This is a genomic window from Pseudomonas sp. BF-R-30 (assembly GCF_019956175.1).
Taxonomy (GTDB): domain Bacteria; phylum Pseudomonadota; class Gammaproteobacteria; order Pseudomonadales; family Pseudomonadaceae; genus Aquipseudomonas; species Aquipseudomonas jessenii.
The window spans coordinates 20612-45606 of sequence record NZ_JAHBDE010000030.1 but is presented as its reverse complement, the minus strand read 5'-3'; the positions used below and the strand labels follow the sequence as shown (position 1 = coordinate 45606).

Below are 24995 nucleotides of genomic sequence, written 5' to 3'. Positions count from 1 at the left end.
TCATGAACGCCTCGCAACGCGGTTTTACCCTGGTCGAAGTCGTGGTGACGCTCGCCCTGGTCGGCCTGCTGGCCGGCATGGCCGCACCGCTGACCGAGACCGTGGTGCGTCGGGGCAAAGAGCAGGACCTGCGAACCGCGCTGTACCAGATCCGCGATGCCATCGACGCTTACAAACAAGCCTTCGACGCGGGCTACATCGAGAAGTCGCTCGACAGCAGCGGCTACCCGCCGAACCTGCAAGTACTGGTCGAGGGGGTGCGTGACACGCGCAGCGCAAAGGGCGCCAAGTTCTACTTCCTGCGGCGCATCCCCCGTGACCCGCTGGCAGCCGTCAAGCGTGACGACGAGGGCGGCTGGGGCCTGCGTTCCTATGACAGTTCGGCTGAGAACCCGCGCGAGGGCCAGGACGTCTTTGACGTTTACTCCAAGGCCCGCGGCAAGGGCCTCAATGGCATCGCCTACCGAGAGTGGTGAGCATATGCGTCGGCAAAAGGGCTTTACCCTGATTGAACTGATGGTGGTCATGGCAATCATCGCGACCCTGATGACGATCGCCTTGCCACGCTACTTCAGCAGCCTGGAAGCTTCCAAAGAGACCACCTTGCATCAGAGCCTGTCGTCCATGCGCGAGGCGCTGGATCATTACTATGGAGACACCGGGCGTTATCCCGATTCCATCGAACAGCTGGTCGAACTGCGCTACCTGCGCAACCAGCCGCTGGACCCGATTGCCGAGCGCAAGGACACCTGGGTCATAGTCGCGCCACCGGATGGCGTGGCGGGCGGGGTGGCCGATATCAAGAGTGGGGCCAGCGGGAGGGCGCGTGATGGCAGCCTGTATTCCGAGTGGTAAACCTTCGAACCAGGACGGCTTCACCTACCTGGGCGTGCTGTTTCTGGTCGTCGTGCTGGGCATGGGCCTGGCCAGTGCCGGCGAGTTGTGGGCCACCGCTGCGCGCCGCGATCGCGAAAACCAGTTGCTCTGGGTCGGTACGCAATATGCCCAGGCGCTGCGCAGCTATTACCGCAGTTCGCCCGGTATGGCCCAGTATCCGAAAGAACTCAAGGACCTGTTGCAGGACGAGCGTTTTCCGTCGGCCAGGCATCATCTGCGACAGTTGTACCCGGAGCCGATGACAGGTGGCGAATGGGAGCTGATGCGTGATTTCGACGGGCGGATCAGCGGTGTGTACTGCCCGTCCGAGCAGAAGCCGCTCAAGCAAGAGAACTTTCCCAGCCAGTGGGCGGACTTCAAAGGCATGGCCAGCTACAAGGACTGGCAGTTCGTGGCCGAGAAAGTCTCCCTCGAAGGCACCGACGGGCCACCGAAAGCACAGTCCACTGAACCTCAGGCATTGCAGCCTTGAACCTTCAGCCAACACATTTCCGCCAAATGTACCCGGTCCAATTGTGGGAGCGGGCTTGCTCGCGAAGGCGGCCTGACAGCCGACCTGTCTTTTGTTGACCGTGTACATATCCATTGCTGCGGTAACGGCGGCTGGCGGTTTCGCCCTTACGGTGAGTCCCTTTTGTCAAACGACACAAAAGGAACCAAAAAGTCTCGCCCCTTACGTACGGCCCCTCGCTGAGGCTCGGGGTTCCTTCGCTCCGGCATTCATCCGGGGGCATCGCCCTCCGGTTGGCTTCGCTGGCACCTACATGCGATGTGTTCGACTGCGTCGAACGGCGCTGCGCGCCAATCCCCGGATGAACACCTCCGCTCAGCCTGCCGAGGGGACGGGTGGATCAAGATCAAAAGCTGCAGGCGAGCTAACGCTCGGCCTGATGAGTGGTGAAGAGCGTGGGGGTACGGGGCCCTGCTTTTGCTCTGCTCTTCTGTGGGAGCGAGCTTGCTCGCGATGGCGGTCTTACAACCAACGATAATCCTTTGGCTCACACCACAGGAATTTGTGGATGTCAGAGGCGGCTGTAGGACCAGGAGTGAGGCTACACCGCCTTGCGTCGTTGCCTACATCTACGCCAGAATCCGCCGGCTTGTGGGCCTTGGACCCTGATTCTATCGTTGCCGGGTCGCTGCAAATTCAGCGATCGGGTTTCGCAGCCCAGGTTAATCAAGGCGCTCAGCGCCACCGTTTCCTTGCAGTTGACGCTTTTGTGCGCCCACTGTTTTGCGTTATGGCGGCTGTGCGCGGGAGACTTTCGGGTCTGCCGGGTTCCTTGATTCCCGGTCTGCGAACCCGCGTATGGCTGCCACCTTCTTCGCTTCGCAGCGAATTGTGGCGGCTCCATCAATCAAGGAGCTTCGTCATGGTCAAACCCACGCCAAATCCCCCCGAATCAAAAGCCGATACCAGTCAGCGTGCATCAACTCTCCACCTGAAACCTGCCATCCTCAAAAGCATCGCCCCTCACAATCCCAGCACGATGTTCGTCATGGCCCCGAACATCGACACCGAAACCCTGTTGGCCCACGCCTGTGAATCGCTGGCTTCAGCAAGCGTGATGGCGACTGATTTCGCCACGTTTCTGGACGGCCCGCAACGCAGCATGCTGTTGGGCATCCAGCAGGTGATCATGCTGGCCGACCTGGCGGTCAACCGCGCTCTGGATAATGTTGCCCCATTGGACTAAACACAGAACCTTTGTGGCGAGGGGGCTTGCCCCCGTTGGGCTGCGCAGCGGCCCCAAAATCAGGCAATGCGGTTTTTCAGGCTGACCGCGCTGAGTGGATTTGCGACTGCTGCGCAGCCGAACGGGGGCAAGCCCCCTCGCCACAGGGGTTGTGTTCGCTTGCACGCTTCAGGCGTTTTCCAGCATCGTGATCAACTGCTCCGGCCACACCGTTTCTCGGGTCTCTTGCAGCTCTGCCACCGACCACCATTTATGGTCAGCCATTACCCGGACTTCGTTAGCCGTCCATCCCTCCCGGGACAGGTGTTCACTGTCGGTATGAACCACGAAATAGCGCTCAACGGACAACACCGTTTCGCCGCTTGGCAGCATCATCGGAAAACTGCGTTCTGCAACGCTCGGCCCCACCGTGTCGATGAGTAAACCCGTCTCTTCAAACAGTTCACGAACCGCCGCAACCTCAAAGGATTCACCCTGCTCAAGCCCCCCACCGGGTGTCGCCCAGTGGCTTTGGCCAGCGAGGGCATCGTTTTTGTGTTGGAAGTGAAACAGCAGAACCTGTTGCGAGGGATTGATCACCAGCAGTCTGGCGGAATTACGTTGGCGCATTTTTTTCTTTCCATAGAGTGCCGCGAACCGCAGCTTTCACTGCGGCTCGCGACGGTAAAACTCATGTCGGCGTTATTACACCGAAAGGGTTATGCCACCACCCGATAACACGGCACATACGCCGCGCCGCCCGGCAGTTTCATCCGGTGCTGGGCGACGAAGGCTTTGAGCAGCAGGTCCAGCGGTTGCATGATCGCCGCGTCGCCACGGATCTGGTACGGCCCGTGTTCTTCGATCAGGCGGATGCCCTTGTCCTTGACGTTGCCGGCGACGATGCCGGAGAACGCGCGGCGCAGGTTCGCTGCCAGTTCGTGGGACGGCAGGTCGAGGCTCAGTTTCAGGTTGGCCATGTTTTCGTGGGTCGGGTCGAACGGGCGCTGGAAGCCTTCGTCGATTTTCAGCAGCCAGTTGAAGTGGAACGCGTCGTTACGCTCGCGGCGGAACTGCTTGACCGCCTTGAGGCCCTGGGTCATCTGCCGCGCCACTTCGGCCGGGTCATCGATGATGATCTGGTAGTGCTGCTTGGCGGTTTCGCCCAGGGTCGCACCGACGAATGCGTCCAGTTGTTCCAGGTACGGCGCGGCGTGTTTCGGCCCGGTGAGGATGACCGGGAAGGGCAGGCCTTCATTGCCCGGGTGCATCAGGATGCCCAGCAGGTACAGGAACTCTTCGGCCGTACCGGCGCCGCCCGGGAAGATGATGATGCCGTGGCCGACGCGGACGAAGGCTTCCAGGCGTTTTTCGATGTCCGGCAGGATCACCAGTTCGTTGACGATCGGGTTCGGCGCCTCGGCGGCGATGATTCCGGGTTCGGTCAGGCCCAGGTAGCGGCCGCCGTGGATGCGTTGCTTGGCGTGGGCGATGGTGGCGCCTTTCATCGGGCCTTTCATCACGCCGGGGCCGCAACCGGTGCAGATGTCCAGGCTGCGCAGGCCCAGTTCGTGGCCGACTTTCTTGGTGTATTTGTATTCTTCGGTGTTGATCGAGTGCCCGCCCCAGCACACCACGATTTTCGGCTCGACGCCAGGACGCAGGGTGCGGGCGTTGCGCAGCAGGTGGAAGACGTAATCGCTGATGCCCTGGGAGCTGCTCAGGTCGATGCGTTGGCTGTCGAGTTCGTTTTCGGTGTAGACGATGTCACGCAGGGCGCTGAACAGCATTTCCCGGGTGCTGGCGATCATTTCACCGTCGACGAAGGCGTCGGCCGGGGCGTTCAGCAGTTCCAGGCGCACGCCACGGTCCTGCTGGTGAATGCGGATTTCAAAATCCTTGTAGGCTTCAAGGATGGTCTTGGCGTTGTCGACATGGGCGCCGGTGTTGAGGATGGCCAGGGCGCACTGGCGGAAGAGGGTGTAGGTGCTGCCGGAACCGGCTTCGCTCAATTGCTGGACTTCCCGTTGCGAGAGTGTTTCCAGGCTGCCTTTGGGACTGACGGAGGCGTTGATAACTTGGCGTTGGGTCATTCAATGATCCTTAAAACGATGTCATTCACACAACAACAACGAATGGCATCCGAATAATGTGTATTCATGAAAGAAGATGGCACGAACTGCGCTGTCTCGCCATGTCCCTGCTTGACGATGAAAAGATGAAAAGGAGCCCCAGCATAGCTAAATCCCGCGCAGAGGCGATAATGGCCCGCAGTCTTTTTGCCTCAGACCCCTTTTTACCATTGAAGCTCAGGAAACCCGACGCAATGTTCGAAATCCAGCCGATGAACGCCCAGACCTACCGGCAACAGACCCGGCGCAGCACGGTCATCATTGCCCTGATCTTTCTGGCGTTGGCGATGGTGCTGTCCACGGCGGCGGTGGCTCTGTTCGGCACGCCGGGAGGCGACAATCTGCGCTTCAATGCCGGTGGCGTGTTCGTTGCGGTGCTGGCGATGGCAGCGTTGATGCGCAAGGTGTTCTGGCGCCAGGAATGGATGGCGCCGGCGGTCTACAGTTGGCAACTCAAGCGCAGCCTGATGAGCGTTACCAATGTCATGCATCATGTAACGACGGCCGTGGAAAAGGGCGATCCGGTTGCGATGAAGCTGTTGCGTTTCTACCATTTGGGGTTGAACCAGATGCATCAACTCGATGGCAACTCCAGCGACCACGGCCAGTTGCTCCGCGAAATGGATCAGCACAAGGAGCGAATGCAAGCGCTGGGCATCGACACCGAACAGACGCGGCTGGATCCGGCGTGGCTGGAGGCGGTAAAGCAGGCGTCGCGCTAACATCATTGCGAGCCTGTATCAGGCATAGTGCAAAAGAGGCGATCAGGAAGTATCGCCCTGTCACAGACAATCAGGGAGCACCATGGGACATCCATCGATCAACGATCATATTGAAATGCTCCGGCCAGCCGTGCCCCGGCTCAAGGTCCGCTCGGCGGTGATCCTGCTGCTCGCAGTGTGCCTGTCGATGGTGGCTATCGTGATCTGGGAAGCCTGGAGCTCGCGCCAGTACTACCTGCATGACAAGGAAGTGACGATGTCCAACCTTGCGCAGACCCTGGCATCGCAAGCGCAGGCAACGATCAAGCAGGCCGACACACTGTTGTTCACCCTGGTCGATCGGCTGGAGCACGAGGGTGTGGATCAATCCCGGCTGCCGGCATTGCTCAATGCCCAGCGCAGTGAGTTGAGTCAGCTCCATGGCGTGTTCGTTTTCGACGAAAAAGGGCAATGGATCGCCAATTCCAACGGCGCCGGCCAAACCGGCGTCAACAATTCCGACCGCGAATACTTCACCTTCCATCGCGATAACCCCAGCCGTGGGCCGCACATCGGGCCGTCGATCAAGAGCCGTTCGAGCGGTGAATGGATCATGACGGTTTCGCGCCGGTTCAATCATCCCGACGGCAGCTTTGCCGGGGTGGCGGTGGCGACGATTTACCTCAGCCATTTCCTGCAGCTCTACGACAGCATCGACATGGGCAGTAACGGCGTGATCAACCTGATCGCCGACAATGCCAGCATTGTCATTCGCAGACCCTTCAAGGAGGCGGACATCGGCACCAGCCTCGCCAAGAGCCCGTTGTTCACCCAGTTGTTGCCCAAGGGCGACGCGGGGACGGCGACGATCAGGTCGATCATCGACGGTGTCGAGCGGGTGATAGGGTATCGCCGGGTCGAGGGTTATCCGCTGATCGTTTTTACCGCGTTGAACAAGGATGAGGTGCTCGGCAGCTGGCGCAAGGAGACGCTGCTCAGCACCGGCATCGTCACGCTGTTGCTGGGTTTTCTCGGGGTACTGGGGTTTCGGCTTATCAAACTGATGAAACAGCAGAACCTGGTGCAGGTCGAGTTGCTGGACACCCAGGACAAGCTCCTGGAGGTCAATCGCAACCTCGAAGGCCTGGCCCTCAAGGACGCGCTGACGGGGCTGGCCAACCGCCGTCAGCTCGATGCTTTCATCGATGCCGAAATGGGCCGTGCCCGACGCAGCCAGTCCGAATTGGCGCTGTTGATGATTGATGTCGACCATTTCAAACCGTTCAACGACCGCTACGGCCACCTGGCCGGTGACGAGTGTTTGCGCAAGGTCAGTGCGATCATCACGGACAGCATCAAGCGTCCCGGTGACCTGGCCGCCCGCTATGGTGGCGAAGAGTTTGCCGTGGTGCTGCCCGGCAGCGACTATGTGGGGGCATTTCTGGTGGCGGAGAAAATCCGCCGTGCGGTACTGCAGGCCGACATTGCCCACAGTGACAGCCCGGAAGGCACCGTGACTGTCAGTGTCGGCGTCTGTGCCAGCAATGCCGCGTCCCCGGTCCGCCCCGAAGACCTGATTGGTGCGGCAGACAAGGCGCTGTACGTGGCCAAGGCCAGTGGGCGGAACATGAGCGTGATCGCCAACTGAACGTCGGGCTGGTTGAAGATCAGGCGGTCCATCGCTTGATCAACCGAAGATAGATCAGCACGTTGATCAGCAACACCACGGCGCCCAATCCCAACTGAATAGCCGGCGTCAGCCCCACCGGGTAAATCACCGGCCAAATGTAATGCTCGATGAATCCTCCGCCATAGCCGGTTTGCCCGGCGTCATGGCGCATGCGGTTTTCCCAGTCGGTCAGCGGGCAGGGCAGGTGGAAGAACTCCACCGCCATACCCCACAGCGCGGCCGGTGGGTGCCACCAGATCAGGTGGCGCCATTTGAGCACCAGCAACCCGCCGAACAACACAAACACGATGAACAGCAAGTGAAACAGCATCAGCCCGTCGGCGGCGATTCGGTACAGCATGTCGGTGCCCCTGAAGGCTGAACGAATCGCTCCATGTTACTCGGGCCGCAGGCCGTTGCTCTATCGATTGTCGCGGCCCAATGCGCTGAGTACACCCTTCAAACGCTCGGTCATCGGTTCACTGCTGCGTTGCATGGGCGCGCGCAGTTCGTCACCGATCAAGCCTTGCAGGGCCAGTGCGGTTTTCACCGGGGCCGGGTTGGGCTCCAGGAACAGGCTGTTGATCAGTGGCAGCAAACGGAAAAACGTGGCGCGGCCTTCGGCCAATTGGTTGTCGCGGATTTGCCGGTGCAACTGCACGAACAGTTCGGGATGGACATGCGCCGACGCGGCAATCGCACCTTTGGCGCCCAGGCACAGGGCATTGAAGATCTGGTTGTCTTCGCCGCACAGCACGTCGACAAGGCCGCTGTTGAGCAAGGCGAGGGTGTTGGAAAAATTACCGCCGCAATCCTTGATGGCGACGATCCGCTCGTGGGCGACGATGTTGAGCAGGGTCGCCTGTTCGAAGGTCACGCCGGTACGGTATGGGATGTCGTAGAGAATCAGCGGTACGCTGGAGGCATCGGCGACCGTGCGGAAAAACGCTTCGAGGCCGGCCTGGGAAGGGCGGATGTAATACGGTGCCGGCACCAGCAGGCCAGCCACCGGGCGCTTGAGGATCTCGCTCTGGAACTGCAACAACTCGGTCAGGTTGTTACCGGCCAGGCCCATGACCACCTGTTGCGCCGGCGCCAGTTCCAGCACCGCATCAAGCACCGCCAGTTGCTCATGCTTGCCCATCGCCGCCGGTTCTCCGGTGGTGCCGCAAACGATGAGACCGTCGACACCTTTTTCCAGCAGATGGCTGACCAGCCGGCGCAAGCCGACAAAATCGATGGCGCCGTTGTGGAATGGTGTGACCAGTGGAACCCAGATACCTTGAAACGCTGACATGCACTTTCTCCTGATGGTTGACCGAATTCGTCACCGTCAGGGGCATGGAAGGAGAGTAAGCAAGGGGAGGGTGGTCCGTCGCGCTCAATGTCCTGTCAGCTCATCTGACGGGACAGCGCGCCCCGGTCACATGAGCGACTGTTTCTTCGATTTGAGGGCGTGCGCAACGCAACCTTGCGCCTTGGCAATCAAGCCAATGACGGAAGAGTCGAGATTGAAGGTTGCGGACATACTTGCTTACACCCTGAGTGAGGCGCTCAGTTTTAAAAGCCGGCGCGCCGTTTGTCAATCACGAAAATCGGCGTACTCGGCGCGCATTCGGCCATTGTGCTTGGCCTTGTACAGCAGATGATCGACCTGTTCGACGAATTCCAGGGCCGTCGCGTGCATCGACGCCAGGGTGGTGCCGACGCCGAGGCTGATACTCAGCAGCTTCGACACGTTCGAGAATTCATGGGGAATCTGCTGCTGGCGAATCAGGTGCAGGCACTTGTGCGCCACCAGCCGCGCTGACTCGGCATCGGTTTCCGGCAGCAGCCAGACAAACTCTTCACCGCCGATCCGCGCAATGAAATCCCGTGGCCGGTTCGCCGCCAGGGACAAGGTTTGCGCAACGCGGCGCAGGCATTCGTCGCCCTTGATGTGGCCGTAATGGTCGTTGTACTGCTTGAAGTAGTCGATATCCAGCACGATCACCGACAATGGCAAGCCGGTGCGCTGGGCATTGTTCCACTCGCGCTCCAGCACGGTGTCGAACATGCGCCGGTTGGCGATGCCGGTCAGGCCGTCCTGGAAGGAATACTCTTCAAGCTGCTTTTGCAGGCGGATCAGGTGCTCTTCGGTTTTCTTGCGCTCGCTGATATCGAACATGAAACCTACCAGCGCCTCGACTTCGCCGTCCTTGCGCACCACATGCACCACATCGCGGATCCAGACGTACTCACCGCTTTCGGTGAGTGCGCGATAGTCGGCCTCGTGATCGATACCGGCGCGCGATTGCGAGACGCAGAAGTCCATCACGTAGTCGCGGTCATCCGGATGCATGCGCTCGACCCAGTCATTGACCGACGCCCAGCTGTGCTGTTTCCAGCCCAGCAGTTCTTCGATCTGTGGCCCGATGTAGCTGAACGTCATGGTTTTCCAGTCGATGCGCCAGGGAATCGCCCGGGTCGATTCAAGCAGGGTTTTATAAACGTCGCTGTCGGTTTCCACTGAACTCATGAAGGGCCTGCCTCGATGAAAATGCAGGGCCATCATGTTGCTAGCACTTTGGCGAATCAAGCGGGCAGCCGATGAATGGCACGCCACGTATCAGTGAGCAAGATTGTTCAAGCCTTCGGCCGCGACTGCTGGCACAGTCTGGGGTCTATCCCTGTCTGTAGAACGTTATGTCCAACTCAATCATGCCGCGCAGTGCCTTTTTGCGCGGCGCAGCGGCGATCATGCCGTTGTCCCTGGCCACCGCGCCCTGGGGCTTGCTGGCCGGTTCCATGGCCATCGAAGCCAACCTCACGCCCCTGCAAGGCCAGGGCCTGTCGAGCATTGTGTTTGCCGGTGCCGCGCAACTGGTGGCCATCGGCATGCTCAAGGGCGGTGCCGGGATTTTTTCGATCTTGCTGACCACACTGCTGCTGACCTCCCAGCATTTGCTCTACGGGATGAGCATGCGCTCGGTGATTTCGCCATTGCCGGGGCGCTGGCGCGCGGGCCTGGGGTTCTTGCTCACCGATGAGTTGTTCGCCCTGACCAGCCAGCACGACAAACAGCAGTTCAACCGCTGGTACGCCCTGGGCGTGGGCCTGACGTTCTACATCGCCTGGAACCTGTTCACCCTGGCGGGCATTGTGCTCGGCAGCAGCATTCCCGGCCTTGAACACCTGGGCCTGGATTTCTCCATCGCGGCGACCTTCATCGCCCTGATCACCCCGGTGGTGCGCAATGTGCCGACCGTGGTGTGCGTGGCGGTGTCGCTGTTCTGCTCGGTGCTGTTCAGCTACTGGCAATGGGGCTCGGCGCTGGTGCTGTCGGGGCTGGCGGGCATGACCGCCGGGTTTGTCTGCAATAAATTCTACGGTGGACGCACATGATGGTCTGGGCAGTGATTATCGGAATGGGCGTGTTGGTGTTCCTCAACCGCTATGTTTTTCTGGAACCGCGACTGCCGCTACGCTTGAGCAGCAATGCCCGGCAGTTCCTCGGGTTTGCCGTACCGGGCATGTTGACCGCCATCTGCGGGCCGATTGTGTTCATGCCGGAAAAACAGCTGAATCTGCACTGGGACAATCCCTATCTGATCAGCTCGCTGGTGGCGGTCGGGCTGGTGCTCTACACGCGCAATACGTTGCTCAGCATGCTGTTGAGCATGGGCTTCTTCTTTTTGCTGCGCTGGTGGCTCTGAGCGGGGCAGGGGAACTGATCTAAGCTTAAGTTGATGACCGATCCCTTCAGGAAGAGAGGTGAACATGGCCAATGAACCCAAGCAACCGGACCCGGAAGAAGATGAGGACGAACCCACGGAAGAAGAGATTGAGCAGCAGAAACGTTCGGTACCGGACTGGAAGCATCCTGACGACGGTAAGGAACTGTCAGAGCCTGACCGCAAGTTCTGAGCAGCACGGGAATACAACGAAGCCCCGCCATTGAGCGTAATGCTGCTGTAGGAGCGAACTTGCTCGCGATGGTCGTTAACGATTACGCGTGTTTACTGGCTAAACGCGGCGCTCTTGAGTCCATCGCGAGCAAGCTCGCTCCTACAGCGGTTGATCAGTTCATGGGACTTCCTTGATCAGCGTGGCGCCCTGGTTCCTGACATTGCCAACGGCCCTGTCGACCTTGTACCACTCGAATACATCGCTGGCCTCGCCTTGGGATAACGCCATTTCCTCGGCTCGCTCCCTGGGCGTGGCCGGGTCCAGCCATTCCCGCGCCAGTTCGGGTGAGAACACCACCGGTCGGCGGTCATGCACGTCAAGCATGCCGCCCGCGCTGTCGGCCGTCAGAATGACGAAACCGTCGTGCTCCCTGTGGGGCGCTCCACCGATGGGGTACTGGCCGATGGCCGCGCAGAAAACCGGGGCGCGGTCCCGTCGCCGAATCAGCCACGGTTGTTTGTTGGCCTCGCCGGTGTCGACCCATTCGAACCAGTTATCAATCGGGCAGATCGCGCGATGGGGCCAGATCGCCCGAAAGTACGGGCCGTGGGCGACTTTCTCGACCCGGGCATTGACCGGCTCCACGCGATCCGTCGCCCAGTGCGGTCGCCAACCCCAACGCACGGCATCGGCGTGCAGGCGCTCATTCTCCAGGTGCAGCAGGGCGAGTTGCGTGGTGGGGGCGGCGTTATAGTGCCCCAGGGGTTCGTTGCCGACGCGATTGATCAGCGCATCGGGGATGCTCAGCACCGCTACGAAGTCGTGGATTCCACGGTATTGCGACAGTCGTCCGCACATGGCCTGACACTCCGGTTAAGACGCTCCGACCGAAGCTTTGAGTTTAGTTGCTCGTGGCGAAACGGGCCTGGCAAGCACCGGAACCAAACCCTGTGTACCCTATCCAACCTCGGCCCGTCGTCTGGATGCGGGCCGACGACGGATGAGCGGGCGAAGGATCCTTGCCCATTGAAGTATCGACCGTGATGGTCTGGCCCAAGGCAAAAGATGAAACGATTGTTCAAGTGTTTAACGGTGTGCGCCCTGGCAGTGGGTTTGTTCGGCTGTATCGCCGCACCCATCGAAATGACTCCGCGGACCGAGCAGCGTTTGCAGGCGCAACCCCCCATCCGGTTTCTGCTGACCTTCGATGACGGCCCCAGTGCATCGAGCTGGTGGAATCCGACCGTCACTGTATTGGAGAGCCTGGCGCAAAACCCGCTGCAATCGGACATCAAGGCCGTGTTCTTCGTGCAAACCCGCGCTCCGCGAGCCGGTGGCAGCGAATTGGGCCGGGACATCATGCGTCGTGAACATGCCGAAGGTCATATCCTGGGCTTTCACACGGCAACACCCAGGCACACCAATCATCGTTCCCTTGACCCACCCGTGTTGGAGCAGGCCCTCATCGATGGAAGCGCCGACATCGCTGCGATTACCGGCGCTGCGCCAACCCTGTTGCGCCCGCCATTCTGGAACTACGACAAACGCACCTTCGCCGCTTATCAGCGGCATGGTCTGCATGTACTGCTCACCGACTTGAGCGCCAATGACGGCAAGATCTGGGGCTTCAACGCCAGCCCCCGGCGCCGGTCGCACATGCTGCGCTCGATGTCCGAAGTTCGCGAGCGCATTGCCCGCGGCGAGTTGCCGGTGGTCGATGGCGTGATTCCGGTGGTGGTGACCTTCCACGACCTCAACCGCTATACCGCCCGGCATACCCGCGAATACCTGCAGATTCTGCTCGACAGCGCCCGGGAGACCGGGGTGAAAACCGCCGACAAGCCGTTTTACGACGATCAGGCTGAATTACAGCGGGCGGCCATGGCGCGCACCGTGCGCGACGGTTCGCAGCCAGTCGAGTTGCCGGGGTTCTGGAACTGGATCTGGGGCGGGAACACCCGTTAGACGCTTGCAGAAATGAGAACTGGATCGCACTCATTGCGAATTTCACCGGGCGGGTTGCGGGCTGCCCCAGGTTCCCAGTGAACACTGACCTGTGGCGAGGGGGCTTGCCCCCGTTGGGGCGCGCAGCGGCCCTAAAACCATCTCAGCTTGCGACGGCTGCGCCGCCGAACGGGGCGGTGCGGCGATCCGACAAGCCCCCTCGCCACAGGTGATTATCGCCTGTTCTATTACCTTACGCTGCCGGTGGCAGCAGCTCATCAATCATCCGCAAACAATGGTTCAACCCCGGCGATACATCGCCCACCCGTCGGCTGAGAATGATCGGCGAGGTGGCGTTGTCTTCCAGCAGCGGGGTGAAGCCGATGTCGTCGCGGTGCAGCAACTGCACCGAGGCCGGTACCAGCGTGACGCCGATTCCCGCCCCCACCAACCCGATCGCCGTTTGCAGTTCGTTGGTCCATTGCGCGACGTGGATGCTCACGCCGTAGGACTCGAACAGGGCAATCACATGGTCGGCGTAACTCGGCCTTGGATTGCCGGGGTACAGCACAAAGGGTTCCTTGGCCAGTTCCCGCAAACTGATGGGCCCTGCGAGCAACGGATGCCCGGCGGGCAGGGCGGCGACCAGGCGGTCTTCGGTGAGCACGGTCTGGACGATGGCCGGGTCGTCGATACGGATTCGACCGAAACCGATGTCGATGCGCCCGGCCTTGAGCGCCTGCACCTGTTGCAGGGTGGTCATTTCAGAAAGCCCCAGCTCCAGCTCCAGCGGCTCGCCACTGCGTAACCGGCGGATCAGTTCCGGCAGCACGCCATACAGTGTCGACGGCGCAAAGCCGATACCCAGCCAGGTTTTCTCACCCAACCCGATGCGCCGGGTGTTGTCGCAGACCTTGTTCAGTTGTTCGAGCAGGGCGGTGGAGTGCTCGTGGAAAAACCGCCCGGCGTCGGTCAACTTCAGCGGTCGGCCGCGCTCGAGCAGCATCACCCCCAGTTCGTCCTCCAGTTGCTGGATTTGCCGACTCAAGGGCGGCTGGGCGATGTGCAGCAACTCGGCCGCGCGGGTGAAGTTGAGGGTTTGAGCCAATACCTGGAAGTAACGCAGGTGCCGCAGTTCCATGGGGCCTCCAGCCAATCAGTTGCATACCTTTAAGGTATCAAGTCAGACCAATTCTATATTGGCTTCAGGAAAAAAGCCGTACGAGAATCGATTCCAGAACTTCAAGAACCTGACGGGTATCGAAATGCTTGCAACAGCCATTGAGTCGATCGAGACGATCATCGTCGATCTGCCGACCATCCGCCCGCACAAGCTGGCGATGCACACCATGCAGAACCAGACCCTGGTGATCATCCGCGTGCGTTGCGCCGACGGCATCGAAGGCATCGGCGAATCCACCACCATCGGTGGTCTGGCTTACGGCAATGAAAGCCCGGACAGCATCAAGACCAACATCGACACGCACTTCGCGCCACTGTTGATCGGCCAGGACAGCAACAACGTCAACGCTGCCATGTTGCGCCTGGAGCGCAGCATTCGTGGCAACACCTTCGCCAAATCCGGTATTGAAACCGCACTGCTCGATGCCTTGGGCAAACGCCTCGGCCTGCCGGTCAGCGAATTGCTTGGCGGTCGTGTTCGCGATGCGCTGCCGGTGGCCTGGACCCTGGCCAGCGGCGACACCGAGAAGGACATCGCCGAAGCGGAAAAAATGCTCGACCTGCGTCGCCACCGCATCTTCAAACTGAAGATCGGCGCCGGGGAGGTCAACCGCGACCTGGCCCACGTCATCGCCATCAAGAAGGCCCTGGGTGACCGCGCCAGCGTGCGGGTCGACGTCAATCAGGCCTGGGACGAAGCGGTGGCGCTGCGGGCCTGCCGGATCCTCGGCACCAACGGCATCGACCTGATCGAACAGCCGATCTCGCGTAACAACCGCGCCGGCATGGCTCGCCTCAACGCCATGAGCCCGGCGCCGATCATGGCCGACGAATCCATCGAATGCGTGGAAGATGCGTTCAACCTGGCCCGCGAAGGCGCAGCTTCGGTGTTCGCCCTGAAAATTGCCAAGAATGGTGGCCCACGTGCCGTATTGCGCACCGCCTCCATCGCTGAAGCGGCCGGTATTGCCCTGTACGGCGGCACCATGCTTGAAGGTGGCCTGGGCACCATGGCCTCGGCCCATGCCTTCGTCACCCTGAACAAGCTGGCGTGGGACACCGAACTGTTCGGCCCGTTGCTGCTGACCGAAGACATTCTCAGCGAACCGCTGGTGTATCGCGATTTTGAACTGCACGTGCCGAAAACGCCGGGCCTGGGCCTGAGCCTGGATGAAGAGCGCCTGGCGTTCTTCCGCCGCGACAAGACATCCACCGCCATTCATCAAGCCTGAGGAGAGCATTATGCTGTTCCACGTAAAAATGACCGTGAATCTGCCGGTCGACATGAATCCCGAAGCGGCAGCCAAACTCAAGGCTGACGAGAAAGCCCTGGCCCAGCGCCTGCAAGAGCAGGGCAAGTGGCGCCACCTGTGGCGCATCGCCGGGCACTACGCCAACTACAGCGTGTTCGATGTCGACAGCGTTCAGGAACTGCATGACCTGCTGATGCAATTACCGCTGTTCCCGTACATGGCCATCGAAATCGACGCGATGTGCCGGCATCCTTCTTCCATCCGTGACGATGACCGCTGAGCCCAGCCTGTTCAGCGCTACGCTAATAATTACAAGATGAGGAACCCTTCAAAATGAACGTCAAGATTTCCCACACTGCCGAAGTCCAGAAATTTCTCGAAGAGGCCAGCGGCCTGCTCAACGATGCCGGCAACCCACGGACCAAGGCATTGGTCTATCGCATCCTGCGTGATTCGGTGAACATCATCGAAGACCTGGCCGTGACCCCGGAAGAGTTCTGGAAAGCCGTCAACTACCTCAACGTGCTGGGCGCTCGCCAGGAAGCCGGGCTGGTGGTGGCCGGTCTCGGTCTGGAGCACTACCTCGATCTGCTGATGGACGCCGAAGACGAGCAGGCCGGCAAGTCCGGCGGCACCCCGCGCACCATCGAAGGCCCGCTGTACGTGGCGGGTGCGCCGCTGTCGCAAGGCGAAGCGCGTCTGGACGACGGCGTCGATCCGGGTGTGACCCTGTTCATGCAAGGCCGCGTGTTCAACACTGCTGGCGAACCCCTGGCCGGCGCCGTGGTGGATGTCTGGCACGCCAATACCGGTGGCACCTACTCGTACTTCGACACCACGCAATCGGAATTCAACCTGCGTCGCCGTATCGTGACCGACGCCGAAGGCCGCTATCGTTTCCGCAGCATCGTGCCGTCGGGCTATGGCTGCCCACCGGACGGTCCGACCCAGCAACTGCTCGATCAACTGGGTCGTCATGGCCAGCGTCCGGCGCACGTGCACTTCTTCATTTCCGCGCCGGATCATCGCCACCTGACCACCCAGATCAACCTTGACGGCGATCAATACCTGCACGACGATTTCGCCTACGCCACCCGTGACGAACTGATCGCCAAAATCACCTTTAGCGACGATCAGCAGCGCGCGGCGGCCCATGGTGTGAGCGGTCGCTTTGCCGAAATCGACTTCGATTTCACCCTGCAGTCCTCGGCCCAGCCTGAAGAACAGCAGCGCCACGAGCGGGTTCGCGCACTCGAGGACTGATTGTCCTGATTCCCTGTAGGAGCGAGCCTGCTCGCGATGGACGTTAACGATAACGCCGGGTGCCTGATTCCCCGCGGCGTCCTCAAGTCCATCGCGAGCAGGCTCGCTCCTACAGGTTTCATTGAGAATGCCCACAGGTCAGTCCACTGATACGCCACTGCAAGTACTGCCTTAGAATGCCCCGACGCAACCTATAACAACAACGAGAGTGACCCGATGATGCAAGCTCAACTGTTGAGTCAGCGCAGCAGAGTTTTCGACCATGCCGACCCCTATGCGGTGTCGGGCTACGTCAATCAGCACGTCGGTAACCACTGCATTCTCATGCCCCGTGCCGGCAGCCCGCTGGCCAGTCTCGACCATCGCAAGTTCGCCAGCCTCGACCTGTGCCGCATCAGCTACGGTGCCAGTGTGCGGGTGACGTCCGGTGCGCTGGACAGCATCTATCACCTGCAAGTGCTGCTGCGCGGCAATTGCCTGTGGCGTGGCCACGGCCAGGAACATTACTTCGCTCCCGGCGAATTGCTGCTGATCAATCCTGACGATCCGGTGGACCTGACGTACTCCGCCGATTGCGAAAAATTCATCCTAAAAGTCCCGACCCGCTTGTTTGAATCGGTCTGCGATGAGCAGCGCTGGCGCTATCCGGGGCAGGGCGTGCGGTTTCTGGAAAACCGTTATCAGCTCGATGAACTGGAAGGCTTCGTCAACCTGTTGGCGATGATCTGCCAGGAGGCCGAATCCACCGAGCAGATCCCCAGGGTCCAGGAGCATTACACGCAGATCATCGTCAGCAAGATGCTCAGCTTGATGAAAACCAACGTCAGCCGCCTCGAACTGGGCTCGCAGACGGCCACGTTCGAGGCGATTGCCGACTACATCGCCAATAACCTCAAGCAGGACATCGACAGCGAAGAGCTGGCGCGCCAGGCCCACATGAGCCTGCGCTCGTTGTACGGATTGTTCGAGCGAAATGCCGGCCTTACGCCGAAAAACTATCTACGCCAGAAACGCCTGGAACGCATCAACGCTTGCCTGAGCGATCCAACCTGCAACGTGCGCAACGTCACCGAAGTGGCAATGGATTACGGCTTCCTGCACCTGGGCCGGTTCTCCGACAGCTACCGCAAGCAGTTCGGCGAATTGCCGTCCGATACCCTCAAGCGCCGGCATTGAGGCGCCAGCAATGGCGCCCGATCTACTGTAGGAGCGAGCCTGCTCGCGATGGAGGTCAACGATGACGCGGGGAACCTGACACCCCGCAGTGCTCTCAGGTTTTTCGCGAGCAAGCTCGCTCCTACAAAAAACACATTGCACAAAACGGATAAAGGTCTGCACTGCGCGGATATTCCAGCCTGCCCCCCCGTCCTAGCATGACCCCTGCCTGAACAATAACAATGGAGGCGGCGGCCATGACCCTGCGACCCGAATATTTGCATTCCCTGCTTGAAGACGATCCCGAGCAAGGCCTCTATCGCTGCAAGCGCGAGATGTTCACCGACCCCCGGTTGTTCGATCTGGAGATGGAACACATCTTCGAAGGCAACTGGCTGTATCTGGCCCACGAAAGCCAGATCCCCAACATCAACGATTTCTACACCACCACCATGGGGCGCCAGTCGATCTTCATCGCGCGCAACAAGGACGGTGTGCTCAATGCCTTTATCAACGCCTGCAGCCATCGCGGCGCGACCCTGTGCCGGCACAAGTCCGGCAACAAGAGCTCCTACACCTGCCCGTTCCACGGCTGGACCTTCAACAACTCTGGCAAGCTGCTCAAGGTCAAGGATCCGGCCAACGCCGGCTACCCGTCGAGCTTCAACTGCGAAGGTTCCCACGACCTGACCAAGGTTGCGCGGTTCGAGTCCTATCGCGGCTTCCTGTTCGGCAGCCTGAAAGCTGATGTGCTGCCATTGGTCGAACACCTGGGCGAGTCGGCGAAGATTATCGACATGATCGTCGACCAGTCCGCCGATGGCCTGGAGGTGCTGCGTGGCTCCTCCAGCTACATCTACGAAGGCAACTGGAAACTCACCGCCGAGAACGGCGCCGATGGCTACCACGTCAGCTCCGTGCACTGGAACTACGCGGCCACCCAGAACCAGCGCAAGCAGCGCGAAGCCGGCGACACCAACCCGACCATGAGCGCCGGCAGCTGGGCCAAGCAGGGCGGTGGTTTCTATTCCTTCGACAAGGGCCACATGCTGCTCTGGACCCGTTGGGCCAATCCCGAGGACCGTCCACTGTACGAGCGCCGCGATGAGCTGGCGCAAGACTTCGGCAAGGCCCGCGCCGACTGGATGATCGAGAACTCGCGCAACCTGTGCCTGTATCCCAACGTGTACCTGATGGACCAGTTCAGCTCGCAGATCCGCATTGCCCGGCCGATCTCGGTCAACCGCACGGAAATCACCATCTACTGCATCGCCCCCAAAGGCGAGAGCGACCACGCCCGTTCCAGCCGGATTCGCCAGTACGAGGATTTCTTCAACGTCAGCGGCATGGCCACGCCCGACGATCTGGAAGAGTTCCGCTCCTGTCAGACCAGCTACCAGGGCAGCGTCACCACCTGGAACGACATGTCCCGTGGCGCCGAACACTGGATCGAAGGTGCTGACGAGGCTGCAAAAGAAATCGACCTGCATCCGCTGCTCAGCGGCGTGCGCACCGAGGACGAAGGCCTGTTCGTGCTGCAACACAAGTACTGGCAGCAGACCATGCTCAAGGCATTGGCTGCCGAACAGTCGAAGCTGATCGCCGTGGAGGACGTGCAATGACCATTTCTTACGATGCCGTTCGCGATTTCCTCTACCGCGAGGCGCGCTACCTCGATGATCGTCAGTGGGACGAGTGGCTGGAGCTGTACGCCCCCGACGCGACATTCTGGATGCCGTCCTGGGACGATAACGACGAATTGACCGAAGACCCGCAGCGGGAAATCTCGCTGATCTGGTACGGCAACCGCACGGGCCTTGAAGACCGCGTCTTCCGCATCAAGACCGAGCGCTCCAGCGCCAGCGTGCCGGACACCCGCACCTCCCACAACATCAGCAACATCGAGCTGCTCGAACAGGCCGACGGACTGTGCAAGGTGCGCTTCAACTGGCACACCCTGAGTTTTCGCTACAAGACCGTCGACAGCTATTTCGGCAGCAGTTTCTACACCCTCGACGTGCGCGGTGAAAACCCGCTGATCCTGGCCAAGAAAGTGATTCTGAAGAACGATTACGTTCGCCAGGTCATCGATGTCTACCACTTGTGAGACTGCCGTCATGACCCATTCCATTGCGTTCAATTTTGAAGACGGCGTCACCCGGTTCATCGACGCCAACGTCGGCGAAACCGTGGCCGATGCCGCGTACCGCCAGGGCATCAACATCCCGCTGGACTGCCGAGACGGTGCTTGCGGTACCTGCAAGTGTTTTGCCGAAGCCGGCACCTACGATCTGGGCGAGGAGTACATCGAAGACGCCCTCAGCCCTGAAGAGGCCGAGCAGGGCTTTGTCCTGACCTGTCAGATGCGTGCCCAGAGCGATTGCGTGGTGCGCGTACCGACGTCCTCGCAGGTTTGCCGCACCCGTCAGGCCAGCTACGACGCGACCATCAGTGCCGTGCGCCAACTGTCCGACAGCACTATCGCGCTGTCGATCAAGGGCGAATCCCTGAGCAAACTGGCGTTCCTGCCGGGGCAATACGTGAACCTGGGGATTCCCGGCAGCGAGCAGACCCGTGCCTATTCGTTCAGTTCGTTGCAGCGCGACGGTGAGGTCAGTTTCCTGATCCGCAACGTGCCGGGTGGCCTGATGAGCAGCTTCCTCACCGGCATGGCCAAGGCCGGCGACTGCATGAGCCTGGCCGGTCCTTTGGGCAGCTTCTACCTGCGCGACATCCGTCGGCCGTTGTTGCTGCTGGCCGGTGGCACCGGGCTGGCGCCGTTCACCGCGATGCTGGAGAAGATCGCCGAGCAGGGCAGCGATCACCCGCTGCATCTGATCTACGGCGTGACCCACGATTTCGACCTGGTGGAACTCGACCGCCTCGAAGCCTTTGCCGCGCGCATCCCCAACTTCACCTTCAGCGCCTGCGTCGCCAGCCCCGAGAGCCAACACCCGCTCAAGGGCTATGTGACCCAGCACATCGAGCCCAGGCATTTGAACGATGGCGACGTCGACGTCTACCTGTGCGGCCCGCCGCCGATGGTCGAGGCCGTCAGCCGGTACATTGGCGAGCAAGGCATCAAGCCAGCGAATTTCTACTACGAAAAATTTGCTGCCAGCGCGGCTTGAGTCACGCACAAATACCCAATGTGGGAGCGAGCCTGCTCGCGAAGAGGCCGGAACATCCAGCATTGATATTGCCCCTGAGACCGCTTTCGCGAGCAAGCCCGCTCCCACAGTTGGTAGCAGTCGTACGCAAATGCCATGCCCGACACAGGACTCATGTGGGAGCGGGCTTGCTCGCGAAGAGGCAGGAACATTCAACATCGATGTTGCCCGTGACACCGCTTTCGCGAGCAAGCTCGCTCCCACAGTTGAACGGCAACCTTCTTCATGAGGTACACATGAACAGATTTCACGAAAAAGTCGCGCTGATCACCGGCGCAGCCCAAGGTATCGGGCGGCGGGTGGCCGAGCGTATGGCCGCCGAAGGGGCGAAGCTGATCCTGGTGGATCGCTCCGACCTGGTGTTCGAAGTCCAGCAACAGTTGGCGCCAACCACCCAGGTACTGGCCCTGACCGCCGACCTTGAGCAATACGAGGAATGCAGTCGGGTGATGCAAACCGCCGTCGAGCGCTTCAGTCGCCTCGATGTGCTGGTCAATAACGTCGGCGGGACAATCTGGGCCAAGCCGTTCGAGCACTATGAAGCGTCACAGATCGAGGCCGAGGTTCGCCGTTCGCTGTTCCCGACCTTGTGGTGTTGCCATGCCGCGCTGCCGTTCATGTTGCAGCAGGGCAGCGGTGCGATCGTCAACGTTTCCTCCATCGCTACCCGCAGCCTCAACCGCGTGCCCTACGGTGCGGCAAAGGGTGGGGTCAATGCCTTGACCGCTTGTCTGGCGTTCGAAACCGCCGGTCGCGGCGTGCGAGTCAATGCCACGGCGCCTGGTGGCACCGAAGCACCGCCGCGACGCATACCCCGCAATGGTGCCGAGCAGAGTGAGCAGGAAAAACTCTGGTACCAGCAGATCGTCGACCAGACCCTCGACAGCAGTTTGATGAAACGCTACGGCACCCTGGATGAGCAGGCGGGGGCTATTCTGTTTCTGGCCAGCGACGACGCGTCCTATATCACCGGCATGGTCATGCCCGTGGGCGGCGGCGATCAGGGCTGAGGCGAACGACAGACAACCCCATCGGCAAACGGAGTCATGGTGATGAGTGATAAACCCACGATCGTGCTGGTCCATGGTTTTTGGGGCGGTGCTGCCCACTGGAACAAGGTCATCGTTAAATTGGTCAGCCGGGGTGACACACGCATTCGTGCCGTCGAGTTGCCGCTGACTTCGCTGGCCGATGATGCCGAGCGTACGCGCAAGATGGTCGCCCAGGTGCCCGGTCCGGTGCTGCTGGTGGGGCATTCCTATGGCGGCGCGGTGATCACCGAAGCGGGTGATATGCCGAATGTGGTGGGCCTGGTGTACATCGCCGCATTCGCACCGGACGCCGGTGAAAGCCCCGGTGGCATCACGCAAAGGCATCTGCCAGCGGCGGCGGCCAACCTGGCTCCCGACAGCGACGGATACCTGTGGGTCAAGCCTGAGCTCTACCACGAAAGTTTCTGTCAGGACCTGCCGGCGACCGAAGGGTTGGTCATGGGCCTCACCCAGAAAGCGCCGCTGGCGAGTACCTTCGGTGACACCATTGGCACGGTGGCCTGGAAGAAAAAGCCATCGTGGTATCAGATTTCGACCGCAGACCGGATGATCGCGCCACAGAACCAGCAATGGATGGCCGCGCGACTCAACGCCAGGGAGATCCTGACCTTGAATGCCAGCCACGCGTCATTGGCGTCGATGCCCGCCGAAGTGGCGGCCTTGATCGACAGGGCTGCGACGGCGTTGGCCAAAGGCTAGAGCCTACAAGCGGCGCACAAAGGTGCTGACAATACTGCGCATGGCGTCGCTGATGTTCAGGTTGTGTAGCGCATCAAGCGGGTGCCAGATGCAATCGGTGATTTCGTTCAGCGGTCGCAATTGCTCCAGATTCAGCACCGACACCTCGAATACGTGGTGTCGGGTGCCGCCCGACTCCAGTTCCAGCACGTATATCAACTCGTCGACCCGCAGGCCGGTTTCCTCCAGCAGTTCGCGAACGGCGGCATCGGCTGCACTTTCACCCTGTTCGAGCTTGCCGCCGGGCAGCGTCCAGCGTCCTCCTTGCTTGCGTACCAGCAGTACATGCCGTTCCTGCTCGCAGATGATCGTTGCGCGTACTTTCATTGATTACCTAATGGCCGGTTGACATGGAACAGGCATTGAAATGCAGCATTCGGGCCAGGGCCGATTGAGCACTTTACAAGTAATTCGAGGGGGCAATGCGAGGAAAAGTGCAATCGATTTCGGGAATTTCCATGGCGACGTCTGGTCGGTATTTTGGACAAGGGTGGGTGTAAGGTAGGCAAGTCAACCTGAGATCACTGCCCGAGAGGAGGTGACTATGAGCGTTCCGATGTTGAACAAGATGCACATGAATGGTTATGACGTACTCAGCGTGAACAACGGCCCCTGGCGGGTATGTACCCAGGGTGACCGGCTTGGCTCGTTTGCCAGTCGGGAAGAAGCGCTGGCATTTGCCGCATCGCTGCCCGGCTACAGGGCACGTGCCGGCAGGCCTGCGGGAAAATGAAGCCCCCCTGTAGGAGCGAGCTTGCTCGCGATGGTCGCTAACGATAACGCGTGTTTCCTGGCTAAACCCGCCGCGCTTGAGTCCATCGCGAGCAAGCTCGCTCCTACAGCCTGCAAAATCCTCAAGGGCGCTAGTAGCCGCCGCCTCCGCTGGGGCGGGAGGGTTCCCTGGCCTTTTGCTGCGTGTGGCTCCACTCCGCGCAGGTCATGAAGCTCTTGTGGTCGACCATGCCGCGGCCGTCGAAACTGACGTTGTACGGCTGCTGATGGTCGGCATGAGTCAGTTTGTAGTCAAAGCACGTACCGGGTTCGACGCTACGATTGCTGACCGCCAGCGGCTGGCCGCCGATTTGCCGGACTTGCTCCTGGGTCATGCCGGTGTCGACTTTCGCGACCAGCGGCTGATCCTTGTAGATCGAGTTGGTGCTGCAGCCTGCCAACGCGGTCAGTACGACGACCAGCGTGAATAGAGGTCTGTTCATGGCAGCGCTCCCGCTATTGAGCCTTGTTGCGGCTAATGACCTTGGCCTTCACTTCCTCGGCGTAGCCGGACAGCTTTTCTTCATCGCCCTGAAATAAAGAACACAGTCTTTGAACGGCTTGCGCGTCGACTTCGCTCCCGAGCAGGCGCAATTGCTGCTCGATGCGCAACAGCTCGACGGCCGACCAGCGCAAATCTGACGCAAGCCCTTGCAGATCGCGCCGAAGTTCCTGTTCCGATTCGTTAAGCCACATGATGACCTCCTGAACTCTGCACACCAAAATTTTAGACCTGTTTACCGCGCCGTATGTTGTGTTCGTCTGAATCAGCGGGGTCTCCTTTGGTCGGGAAAACAACAGCGAACGAAAAAGTAAGCTGTCCTACTCAAATGCCGATTGTTCCTGCGGGGACGACGTAAAATGACCACAACCGATGATTTCAGGGCCATGGCCCAGAAATTGATCGCTGACCTGGAGGCAGCGACCAACCATGACGCCTGCGAAAGATGGATGGATTATCTGAATTCAAGGAACTAACCGGGGCAAGCGATATCAATGACAGTCGCTGAATCGTTGGGGATGGCTGTAGGGACGACGGCGAGCTACATTTTCTTATTTCAAATTAAAGGAAACAGCATGCGGATGTTGATGGGGGGAGTCGTGTTGGCATTGCTGGGCGGGTGCTCGTTGCCGGCTTCGTTGGTACCGGGTGAGCCGAATGTCAGCAAGCACAGCGAGAAGACGCCAAAAGAGTATGCGGCGTGCGTGTTGCCTGCCTGGCAAAAGGAAGTATCGAATACGACCCAGGTTTCGATATCCAACGGATTCCGCATCACCGCGCCCAGCGTGATCACGGCCGACGAAGTGCTGGATATCGTGAAGTACAAGGAAGGCAGCCGGGTTTCGCTGTATCAGGGGCCACCTTGGGCCAAGTCCGGCGACCTGCGCAAAATCGTGCGCGACTGTTTGTAAGCGCGGGAGACCGAAAATCGGTCAGCGACCGATGTTCGCCTGAATCCAGAAAAAACCGGATGTCTGGTGCGCATCCGGTTTTTTTTGTGTG

At 60.3% G+C, this 24995-nt stretch carries 31 protein-coding genes; 21 read left to right on the top strand and 10 right to left on the bottom strand.

Annotated elements, in window-relative coordinates:
• The first annotated feature begins 2 nt into the window (after positions 1 to 2).
• From KGB20_RS16535 to KGB20_RS16520, 4 genes are all read left to right on the top strand, one after another.
• The gene (locus tag KGB20_RS16535) at positions 3 to 476 is read left to right on the top strand and encodes a type II secretion system protein (RefSeq protein ID WP_090454714.1); all 474 of its coding nucleotides are present in this window, start codon (positions 3 to 5) and stop codon (positions 474 to 476) included.
• A gap of 4 nt (positions 477 to 480) precedes the next feature.
• Positions 481 to 855, top strand: a complete 375-nt coding sequence (locus tag KGB20_RS16530) for a type II secretion system protein (RefSeq protein WP_057715487.1) — start codon at positions 481 to 483, stop codon at positions 853 to 855.
• Positions 830 to 1369: a type II secretion system protein gene (locus KGB20_RS16525; RefSeq protein WP_154910967.1), complete on the top strand. Its 540-nt coding sequence runs from the start codon at positions 830 to 832 to the stop codon at positions 1367 to 1369. The genes KGB20_RS16530 and KGB20_RS16525 overlap by 26 nt, the downstream gene beginning before the upstream one ends.
• A gap of 901 nt (positions 1370 to 2270) precedes the next feature.
• Complete coding sequence (locus KGB20_RS16520) at positions 2271 to 2594, top strand: DUF6124 family protein (RefSeq protein WP_102672802.1); 324 nt, start codon at positions 2271 to 2273, stop codon at positions 2592 to 2594.
• Positions 2595 to 2762: 168 nt separating this feature from the next.
• Here the strand turns inward: KGB20_RS16520 and KGB20_RS16515 are convergent, their stop codons facing one another.
• The gene (locus tag KGB20_RS16515; RefSeq protein ID WP_154910968.1) at positions 2763 to 3203 is read right to left on the bottom strand and encodes an NUDIX hydrolase; all 441 of its coding nucleotides are present in this window, start codon (positions 3201 to 3203) and stop codon (positions 2763 to 2765) included.
• An 89-nt stretch (positions 3204 to 3292) separates the two neighbouring features.
• Complete coding sequence (gene ppnN, locus KGB20_RS16510) at positions 3293 to 4666, bottom strand: nucleotide 5'-monophosphate nucleosidase PpnN (RefSeq protein ID WP_057715483.1); 1374 nt, start codon at positions 4664 to 4666, stop codon at positions 3293 to 3295.
• A 233-nt stretch (positions 4667 to 4899) separates the two neighbouring features.
• Between ppnN and KGB20_RS16505 the strand changes: the two genes are divergently transcribed.
• Together KGB20_RS16505 and KGB20_RS16500 are read left to right on the top strand one after the other, a co-directional pair.
• Positions 4900 to 5427, top strand: coding sequence for a DUF3087 family protein (locus KGB20_RS16505; RefSeq protein ID WP_154862401.1), 528 nt, complete (start codon positions 4900 to 4902; stop codon positions 5425 to 5427).
• A gap of 82 nt (positions 5428 to 5509) precedes the next feature.
• Positions 5510 to 7054 (top strand): sensor domain-containing diguanylate cyclase, encoded by a 1545-nt coding sequence (locus tag KGB20_RS16500; RefSeq protein ID WP_154862402.1) that lies wholly within the window; start codon positions 5510 to 5512, stop codon positions 7052 to 7054.
• 19 nt (positions 7055 to 7073) lie between these two features.
• On the opposite strand, the gene KGB20_RS16495 is transcribed toward KGB20_RS16500, so the two are convergent.
• From KGB20_RS16495 to KGB20_RS16485, 3 genes are all read right to left on the bottom strand, one after another.
• On the bottom strand, positions 7074 to 7436 hold the full coding sequence (locus KGB20_RS16495) for a DUF2784 domain-containing protein (protein ID WP_154910969.1): 363 nt from the start codon (positions 7434 to 7436) through the stop codon (positions 7074 to 7076).
• 60 nt (positions 7437 to 7496) lie between these two features.
• The gene (gene dapA / locus KGB20_RS16490) at positions 7497 to 8372 is read right to left on the bottom strand and encodes a 4-hydroxy-tetrahydrodipicolinate synthase (RefSeq protein ID WP_154862404.1); all 876 of its coding nucleotides are present in this window, start codon (positions 8370 to 8372) and stop codon (positions 7497 to 7499) included.
• 285 nt (positions 8373 to 8657) lie between these two features.
• Positions 8658 to 9593, bottom strand: a complete 936-nt coding sequence (locus KGB20_RS16485) for a sensor domain-containing diguanylate cyclase (RefSeq protein WP_090457832.1) — start codon at positions 9591 to 9593, stop codon at positions 8658 to 8660.
• 167 nt (positions 9594 to 9760) lie between these two features.
• Between KGB20_RS16485 and KGB20_RS16480 the strand changes: the two genes are divergently transcribed.
• The 3 genes from KGB20_RS16480 to KGB20_RS16470 all read left to right on the top strand — a co-directional run bounded on the left by KGB20_RS16480 (position 9761) and on the right by KGB20_RS16470 (position 10981).
• On the top strand, positions 9761 to 10459 hold the full coding sequence (locus KGB20_RS16480; RefSeq protein ID WP_007978998.1) for an AzlC family ABC transporter permease: 699 nt from the start codon (positions 9761 to 9763) through the stop codon (positions 10457 to 10459).
• Entirely contained in the window at positions 10459 to 10770 is a 312-nt protein-coding gene (locus KGB20_RS16475) for an AzlD domain-containing protein (protein WP_167362889.1), read from the top strand. Before KGB20_RS16480 ends, KGB20_RS16475 begins: the two co-directional genes overlap by 1 nt.
• Before the next feature lie 64 nt (positions 10771 to 10834).
• Positions 10835 to 10981: a hypothetical protein gene (locus KGB20_RS16470; RefSeq protein ID WP_167362858.1), complete on the top strand. Its 147-nt coding sequence runs from the start codon at positions 10835 to 10837 to the stop codon at positions 10979 to 10981.
• Positions 10982 to 11140: 159 nt separating this feature from the next.
• On the opposite strand, the gene KGB20_RS16465 is transcribed toward KGB20_RS16470, so the two are convergent.
• Positions 11141 to 11821: an SOS response-associated peptidase family protein gene (locus KGB20_RS16465; RefSeq protein ID WP_154862405.1), complete on the bottom strand. Its 681-nt coding sequence runs from the start codon at positions 11819 to 11821 to the stop codon at positions 11141 to 11143.
• Between the two features lie 207 nt (positions 11822 to 12028).
• Here KGB20_RS16465 and KGB20_RS16460 point away from each other — a divergent pair, with 207 nt between their 5' ends.
• Entirely contained in the window at positions 12029 to 12928 is a 900-nt protein-coding gene (locus tag KGB20_RS16460) for a polysaccharide deacetylase family protein (RefSeq protein WP_154910970.1), read from the top strand.
• Between the two features lie 232 nt (positions 12929 to 13160).
• Here KGB20_RS16460 and KGB20_RS16455 read toward each other — a convergent pair whose 3' ends face one another.
• Entirely contained in the window at positions 13161 to 14048 is an 888-nt protein-coding gene (locus tag KGB20_RS16455) for a LysR family transcriptional regulator (protein ID WP_057715474.1), read from the bottom strand.
• A 124-nt stretch (positions 14049 to 14172) separates the two neighbouring features.
• On the opposite strand from KGB20_RS16455, the gene KGB20_RS16450 reads away from it, so the two are divergent.
• The 9 genes from KGB20_RS16450 to KGB20_RS16410 all read left to right on the top strand — a co-directional run bounded on the left by KGB20_RS16450 (position 14173) and on the right by KGB20_RS16410 (position 22681).
• Positions 14173 to 15321 (top strand): muconate cycloisomerase family protein, encoded by a 1149-nt coding sequence (locus KGB20_RS16450; RefSeq protein WP_174245512.1) that lies wholly within the window; start codon positions 14173 to 14175, stop codon positions 15319 to 15321.
• A gap of 10 nt (positions 15322 to 15331) precedes the next feature.
• Positions 15332 to 15622, top strand: a complete 291-nt coding sequence (catC, locus tag KGB20_RS16445) for a muconolactone Delta-isomerase (protein ID WP_008053771.1) — start codon at positions 15332 to 15334, stop codon at positions 15620 to 15622.
• A gap of 53 nt (positions 15623 to 15675) precedes the next feature.
• A complete protein-coding gene (gene catA, locus KGB20_RS16440; RefSeq protein WP_057715471.1) occupies positions 15676 to 16605 on the top strand; it encodes a catechol 1,2-dioxygenase in 930 nt (309 codons plus the stop codon).
• A gap of 216 nt (positions 16606 to 16821) precedes the next feature.
• The gene (locus KGB20_RS16435; protein ID WP_057715470.1) at positions 16822 to 17781 is read left to right on the top strand and encodes an AraC family transcriptional regulator; all 960 of its coding nucleotides are present in this window, start codon (positions 16822 to 16824) and stop codon (positions 17779 to 17781) included.
• 236 nt (positions 17782 to 18017) lie between these two features.
• Positions 18018 to 19382 carry a benzoate 1,2-dioxygenase large subunit gene (benA, locus tag KGB20_RS16430; protein ID WP_057715469.1) on the top strand — a complete coding sequence of 455 codons (1365 nt, stop codon included), beginning with the start codon at positions 18018 to 18020 and terminating at the stop codon, positions 19380 to 19382.
• Complete coding sequence (benB, locus tag KGB20_RS16425) at positions 19379 to 19867, top strand: benzoate 1,2-dioxygenase small subunit (protein WP_102672557.1); 489 nt, start codon at positions 19379 to 19381, stop codon at positions 19865 to 19867. The genes benA and benB overlap by 4 nt, the downstream gene beginning before the upstream one ends.
• A gap of 10 nt (positions 19868 to 19877) precedes the next feature.
• On the top strand, positions 19878 to 20891 hold the full coding sequence (gene benC / locus KGB20_RS16420) for a benzoate 1,2-dioxygenase electron transfer component BenC (RefSeq protein ID WP_154910972.1): 1014 nt from the start codon (positions 19878 to 19880) through the stop codon (positions 20889 to 20891).
• A gap of 275 nt (positions 20892 to 21166) precedes the next feature.
• Positions 21167 to 21940, top strand: a complete 774-nt coding sequence (locus KGB20_RS16415) for a 1,6-dihydroxycyclohexa-2,4-diene-1-carboxylate dehydrogenase (RefSeq protein ID WP_090454739.1) — start codon at positions 21167 to 21169, stop codon at positions 21938 to 21940.
• Between the two features lie 42 nt (positions 21941 to 21982).
• Complete coding sequence (locus tag KGB20_RS16410; RefSeq protein ID WP_154910973.1) at positions 21983 to 22681, top strand: alpha/beta hydrolase; 699 nt, start codon at positions 21983 to 21985, stop codon at positions 22679 to 22681.
• A 3-nt stretch (positions 22682 to 22684) separates the two neighbouring features.
• Here the strand turns inward: KGB20_RS16410 and KGB20_RS16405 are convergent, their stop codons facing one another.
• Positions 22685 to 23047, bottom strand: a complete 363-nt coding sequence (locus KGB20_RS16405; RefSeq protein ID WP_154910974.1) for an NUDIX hydrolase — start codon at positions 23045 to 23047, stop codon at positions 22685 to 22687.
• A 217-nt stretch (positions 23048 to 23264) separates the two neighbouring features.
• Here KGB20_RS16405 and KGB20_RS16400 point away from each other — a divergent pair, with 217 nt between their 5' ends.
• Positions 23265 to 23453, top strand: coding sequence for an SPOR domain-containing protein (locus KGB20_RS16400; protein WP_150814965.1), 189 nt, complete (start codon positions 23265 to 23267; stop codon positions 23451 to 23453).
• A gap of 130 nt (positions 23454 to 23583) precedes the next feature.
• Here KGB20_RS16400 and osmE read toward each other — a convergent pair whose 3' ends face one another.
• A complete protein-coding gene (osmE, locus tag KGB20_RS16395; protein ID WP_150814964.1) occupies positions 23584 to 23934 on the bottom strand; it encodes an osmotically-inducible lipoprotein OsmE in 351 nt (116 codons plus the stop codon).
• A 13-nt stretch (positions 23935 to 23947) separates the two neighbouring features.
• Positions 23948 to 24187, bottom strand: a complete 240-nt coding sequence (locus KGB20_RS16390) for a hypothetical protein (protein WP_008053783.1) — start codon at positions 24185 to 24187, stop codon at positions 23948 to 23950.
• Positions 24188 to 24568: 381 nt separating this feature from the next.
• Between KGB20_RS16390 and KGB20_RS16385 the strand changes: the two genes are divergently transcribed.
• Positions 24569 to 24904, top strand: a complete 336-nt coding sequence (locus KGB20_RS16385) for a hypothetical protein (RefSeq protein ID WP_057715459.1) — start codon at positions 24569 to 24571, stop codon at positions 24902 to 24904.
• The last annotated feature ends 91 nt before the right edge of the window (positions 24905 to 24995 follow it).

What these genes read in the sequence shown, in the direction of transcription:
- KGB20_RS16475 (WP_167362889.1), top strand. Translation starts at nt 10,459, where the DNA reads ATGGTCTGGGCAGTGATTATCGGAATGGGCGTGTTGGTGTTCCTCAAC.
- benA (WP_057715469.1), top strand. Translation starts at nt 18,018, where the DNA reads ATGACCCTGCGACCCGAATATTTGCATTCCCTGCTTGAAGACGATCCC.
- KGB20_RS16520 (WP_102672802.1), top strand. Translation starts at nt 2,271, where the DNA reads ATGGTCAAACCCACGCCAAATCCCCCCGAATCAAAAGCCGATACCAGT.
- catC (WP_008053771.1), top strand. Translation starts at nt 15,332, where the DNA reads ATGCTGTTCCACGTAAAAATGACCGTGAATCTGCCGGTCGACATGAAT.
- KGB20_RS16435 (WP_057715470.1), top strand. Translation starts at nt 16,822, where the DNA reads ATGATGCAAGCTCAACTGTTGAGTCAGCGCAGCAGAGTTTTCGACCAT.
- KGB20_RS16455 (WP_057715474.1), bottom strand. Translation starts at nt 14,048, where the DNA reads ATGGAACTGCGGCACCTGCGTTACTTCCAGGTATTGGCTCAAACCCTC.
- KGB20_RS16390 (WP_008053783.1), bottom strand. Translation starts at nt 24,187, where the DNA reads ATGTGGCTTAACGAATCGGAACAGGAACTTCGGCGCGATCTGCAAGGG.
- KGB20_RS16530 (WP_057715487.1), top strand. Translation starts at nt 481, where the DNA reads ATGCGTCGGCAAAAGGGCTTTACCCTGATTGAACTGATGGTGGTCATG.
- KGB20_RS16495 (WP_154910969.1), bottom strand. Translation starts at nt 7,436, where the DNA reads ATGCTGTACCGAATCGCCGCCGACGGGCTGATGCTGTTTCACTTGCTG.
- ppnN (WP_057715483.1), bottom strand. Translation starts at nt 4,666, where the DNA reads ATGACCCAACGCCAAGTTATCAACGCCTCCGTCAGTCCCAAAGGCAGC.
- osmE (WP_150814964.1), bottom strand. Translation starts at nt 23,934, where the DNA reads ATGAACAGACCTCTATTCACGCTGGTCGTCGTACTGACCGCGTTGGCA.
- benB (WP_102672557.1), top strand. Translation starts at nt 19,379, where the DNA reads ATGACCATTTCTTACGATGCCGTTCGCGATTTCCTCTACCGCGAGGCG.
- KGB20_RS16480 (WP_007978998.1), top strand. Translation starts at nt 9,761, where the DNA reads ATGTCCAACTCAATCATGCCGCGCAGTGCCTTTTTGCGCGGCGCAGCG.
- KGB20_RS16400 (WP_150814965.1), top strand. Translation starts at nt 23,265, where the DNA reads ATGAGCGTTCCGATGTTGAACAAGATGCACATGAATGGTTATGACGTA.
- KGB20_RS16460 (WP_154910970.1), top strand. Translation starts at nt 12,029, where the DNA reads ATGAAACGATTGTTCAAGTGTTTAACGGTGTGCGCCCTGGCAGTGGGT.
- KGB20_RS16385 (WP_057715459.1), top strand. Translation starts at nt 24,569, where the DNA reads ATGCGGATGTTGATGGGGGGAGTCGTGTTGGCATTGCTGGGCGGGTGC.
- KGB20_RS16535 (WP_090454714.1), top strand. Translation starts at nt 3, where the DNA reads ATGAACGCCTCGCAACGCGGTTTTACCCTGGTCGAAGTCGTGGTGACG.
- KGB20_RS16500 (WP_154862402.1), top strand. Translation starts at nt 5,510, where the DNA reads ATGGGACATCCATCGATCAACGATCATATTGAAATGCTCCGGCCAGCC.
- KGB20_RS16515 (WP_154910968.1), bottom strand. Translation starts at nt 3,203, where the DNA reads ATGCGCCAACGTAATTCCGCCAGACTGCTGGTGATCAATCCCTCGCAA.
- KGB20_RS16485 (WP_090457832.1), bottom strand. Translation starts at nt 9,593, where the DNA reads ATGAGTTCAGTGGAAACCGACAGCGACGTTTATAAAACCCTGCTTGAA.
- KGB20_RS16410 (WP_154910973.1), top strand. Translation starts at nt 21,983, where the DNA reads ATGAGTGATAAACCCACGATCGTGCTGGTCCATGGTTTTTGGGGCGGT.
- KGB20_RS16465 (WP_154862405.1), bottom strand. Translation starts at nt 11,821, where the DNA reads ATGTGCGGACGACTGTCGCAATACCGTGGAATCCACGACTTCGTAGCG.
- benC (WP_154910972.1), top strand. Translation starts at nt 19,878, where the DNA reads ATGACCCATTCCATTGCGTTCAATTTTGAAGACGGCGTCACCCGGTTC.
- catA (WP_057715471.1), top strand. Translation starts at nt 15,676, where the DNA reads ATGAACGTCAAGATTTCCCACACTGCCGAAGTCCAGAAATTTCTCGAA.
- KGB20_RS16415 (WP_090454739.1), top strand. Translation starts at nt 21,167, where the DNA reads ATGAACAGATTTCACGAAAAAGTCGCGCTGATCACCGGCGCAGCCCAA.
- KGB20_RS16505 (WP_154862401.1), top strand. Translation starts at nt 4,900, where the DNA reads ATGTTCGAAATCCAGCCGATGAACGCCCAGACCTACCGGCAACAGACC.
- KGB20_RS16525 (WP_154910967.1), top strand. Translation starts at nt 830, where the DNA reads ATGGCAGCCTGTATTCCGAGTGGTAAACCTTCGAACCAGGACGGCTTC.
- KGB20_RS16470 (WP_167362858.1), top strand. Translation starts at nt 10,835, where the DNA reads ATGGCCAATGAACCCAAGCAACCGGACCCGGAAGAAGATGAGGACGAA.
- KGB20_RS16405 (WP_154910974.1), bottom strand. Translation starts at nt 23,047, where the DNA reads ATGAAAGTACGCGCAACGATCATCTGCGAGCAGGAACGGCATGTACTG.
- dapA (WP_154862404.1), bottom strand. Translation starts at nt 8,372, where the DNA reads ATGTCAGCGTTTCAAGGTATCTGGGTTCCACTGGTCACACCATTCCAC.
- KGB20_RS16450 (WP_174245512.1), top strand. Translation starts at nt 14,173, where the DNA reads ATGCTTGCAACAGCCATTGAGTCGATCGAGACGATCATCGTCGATCTG.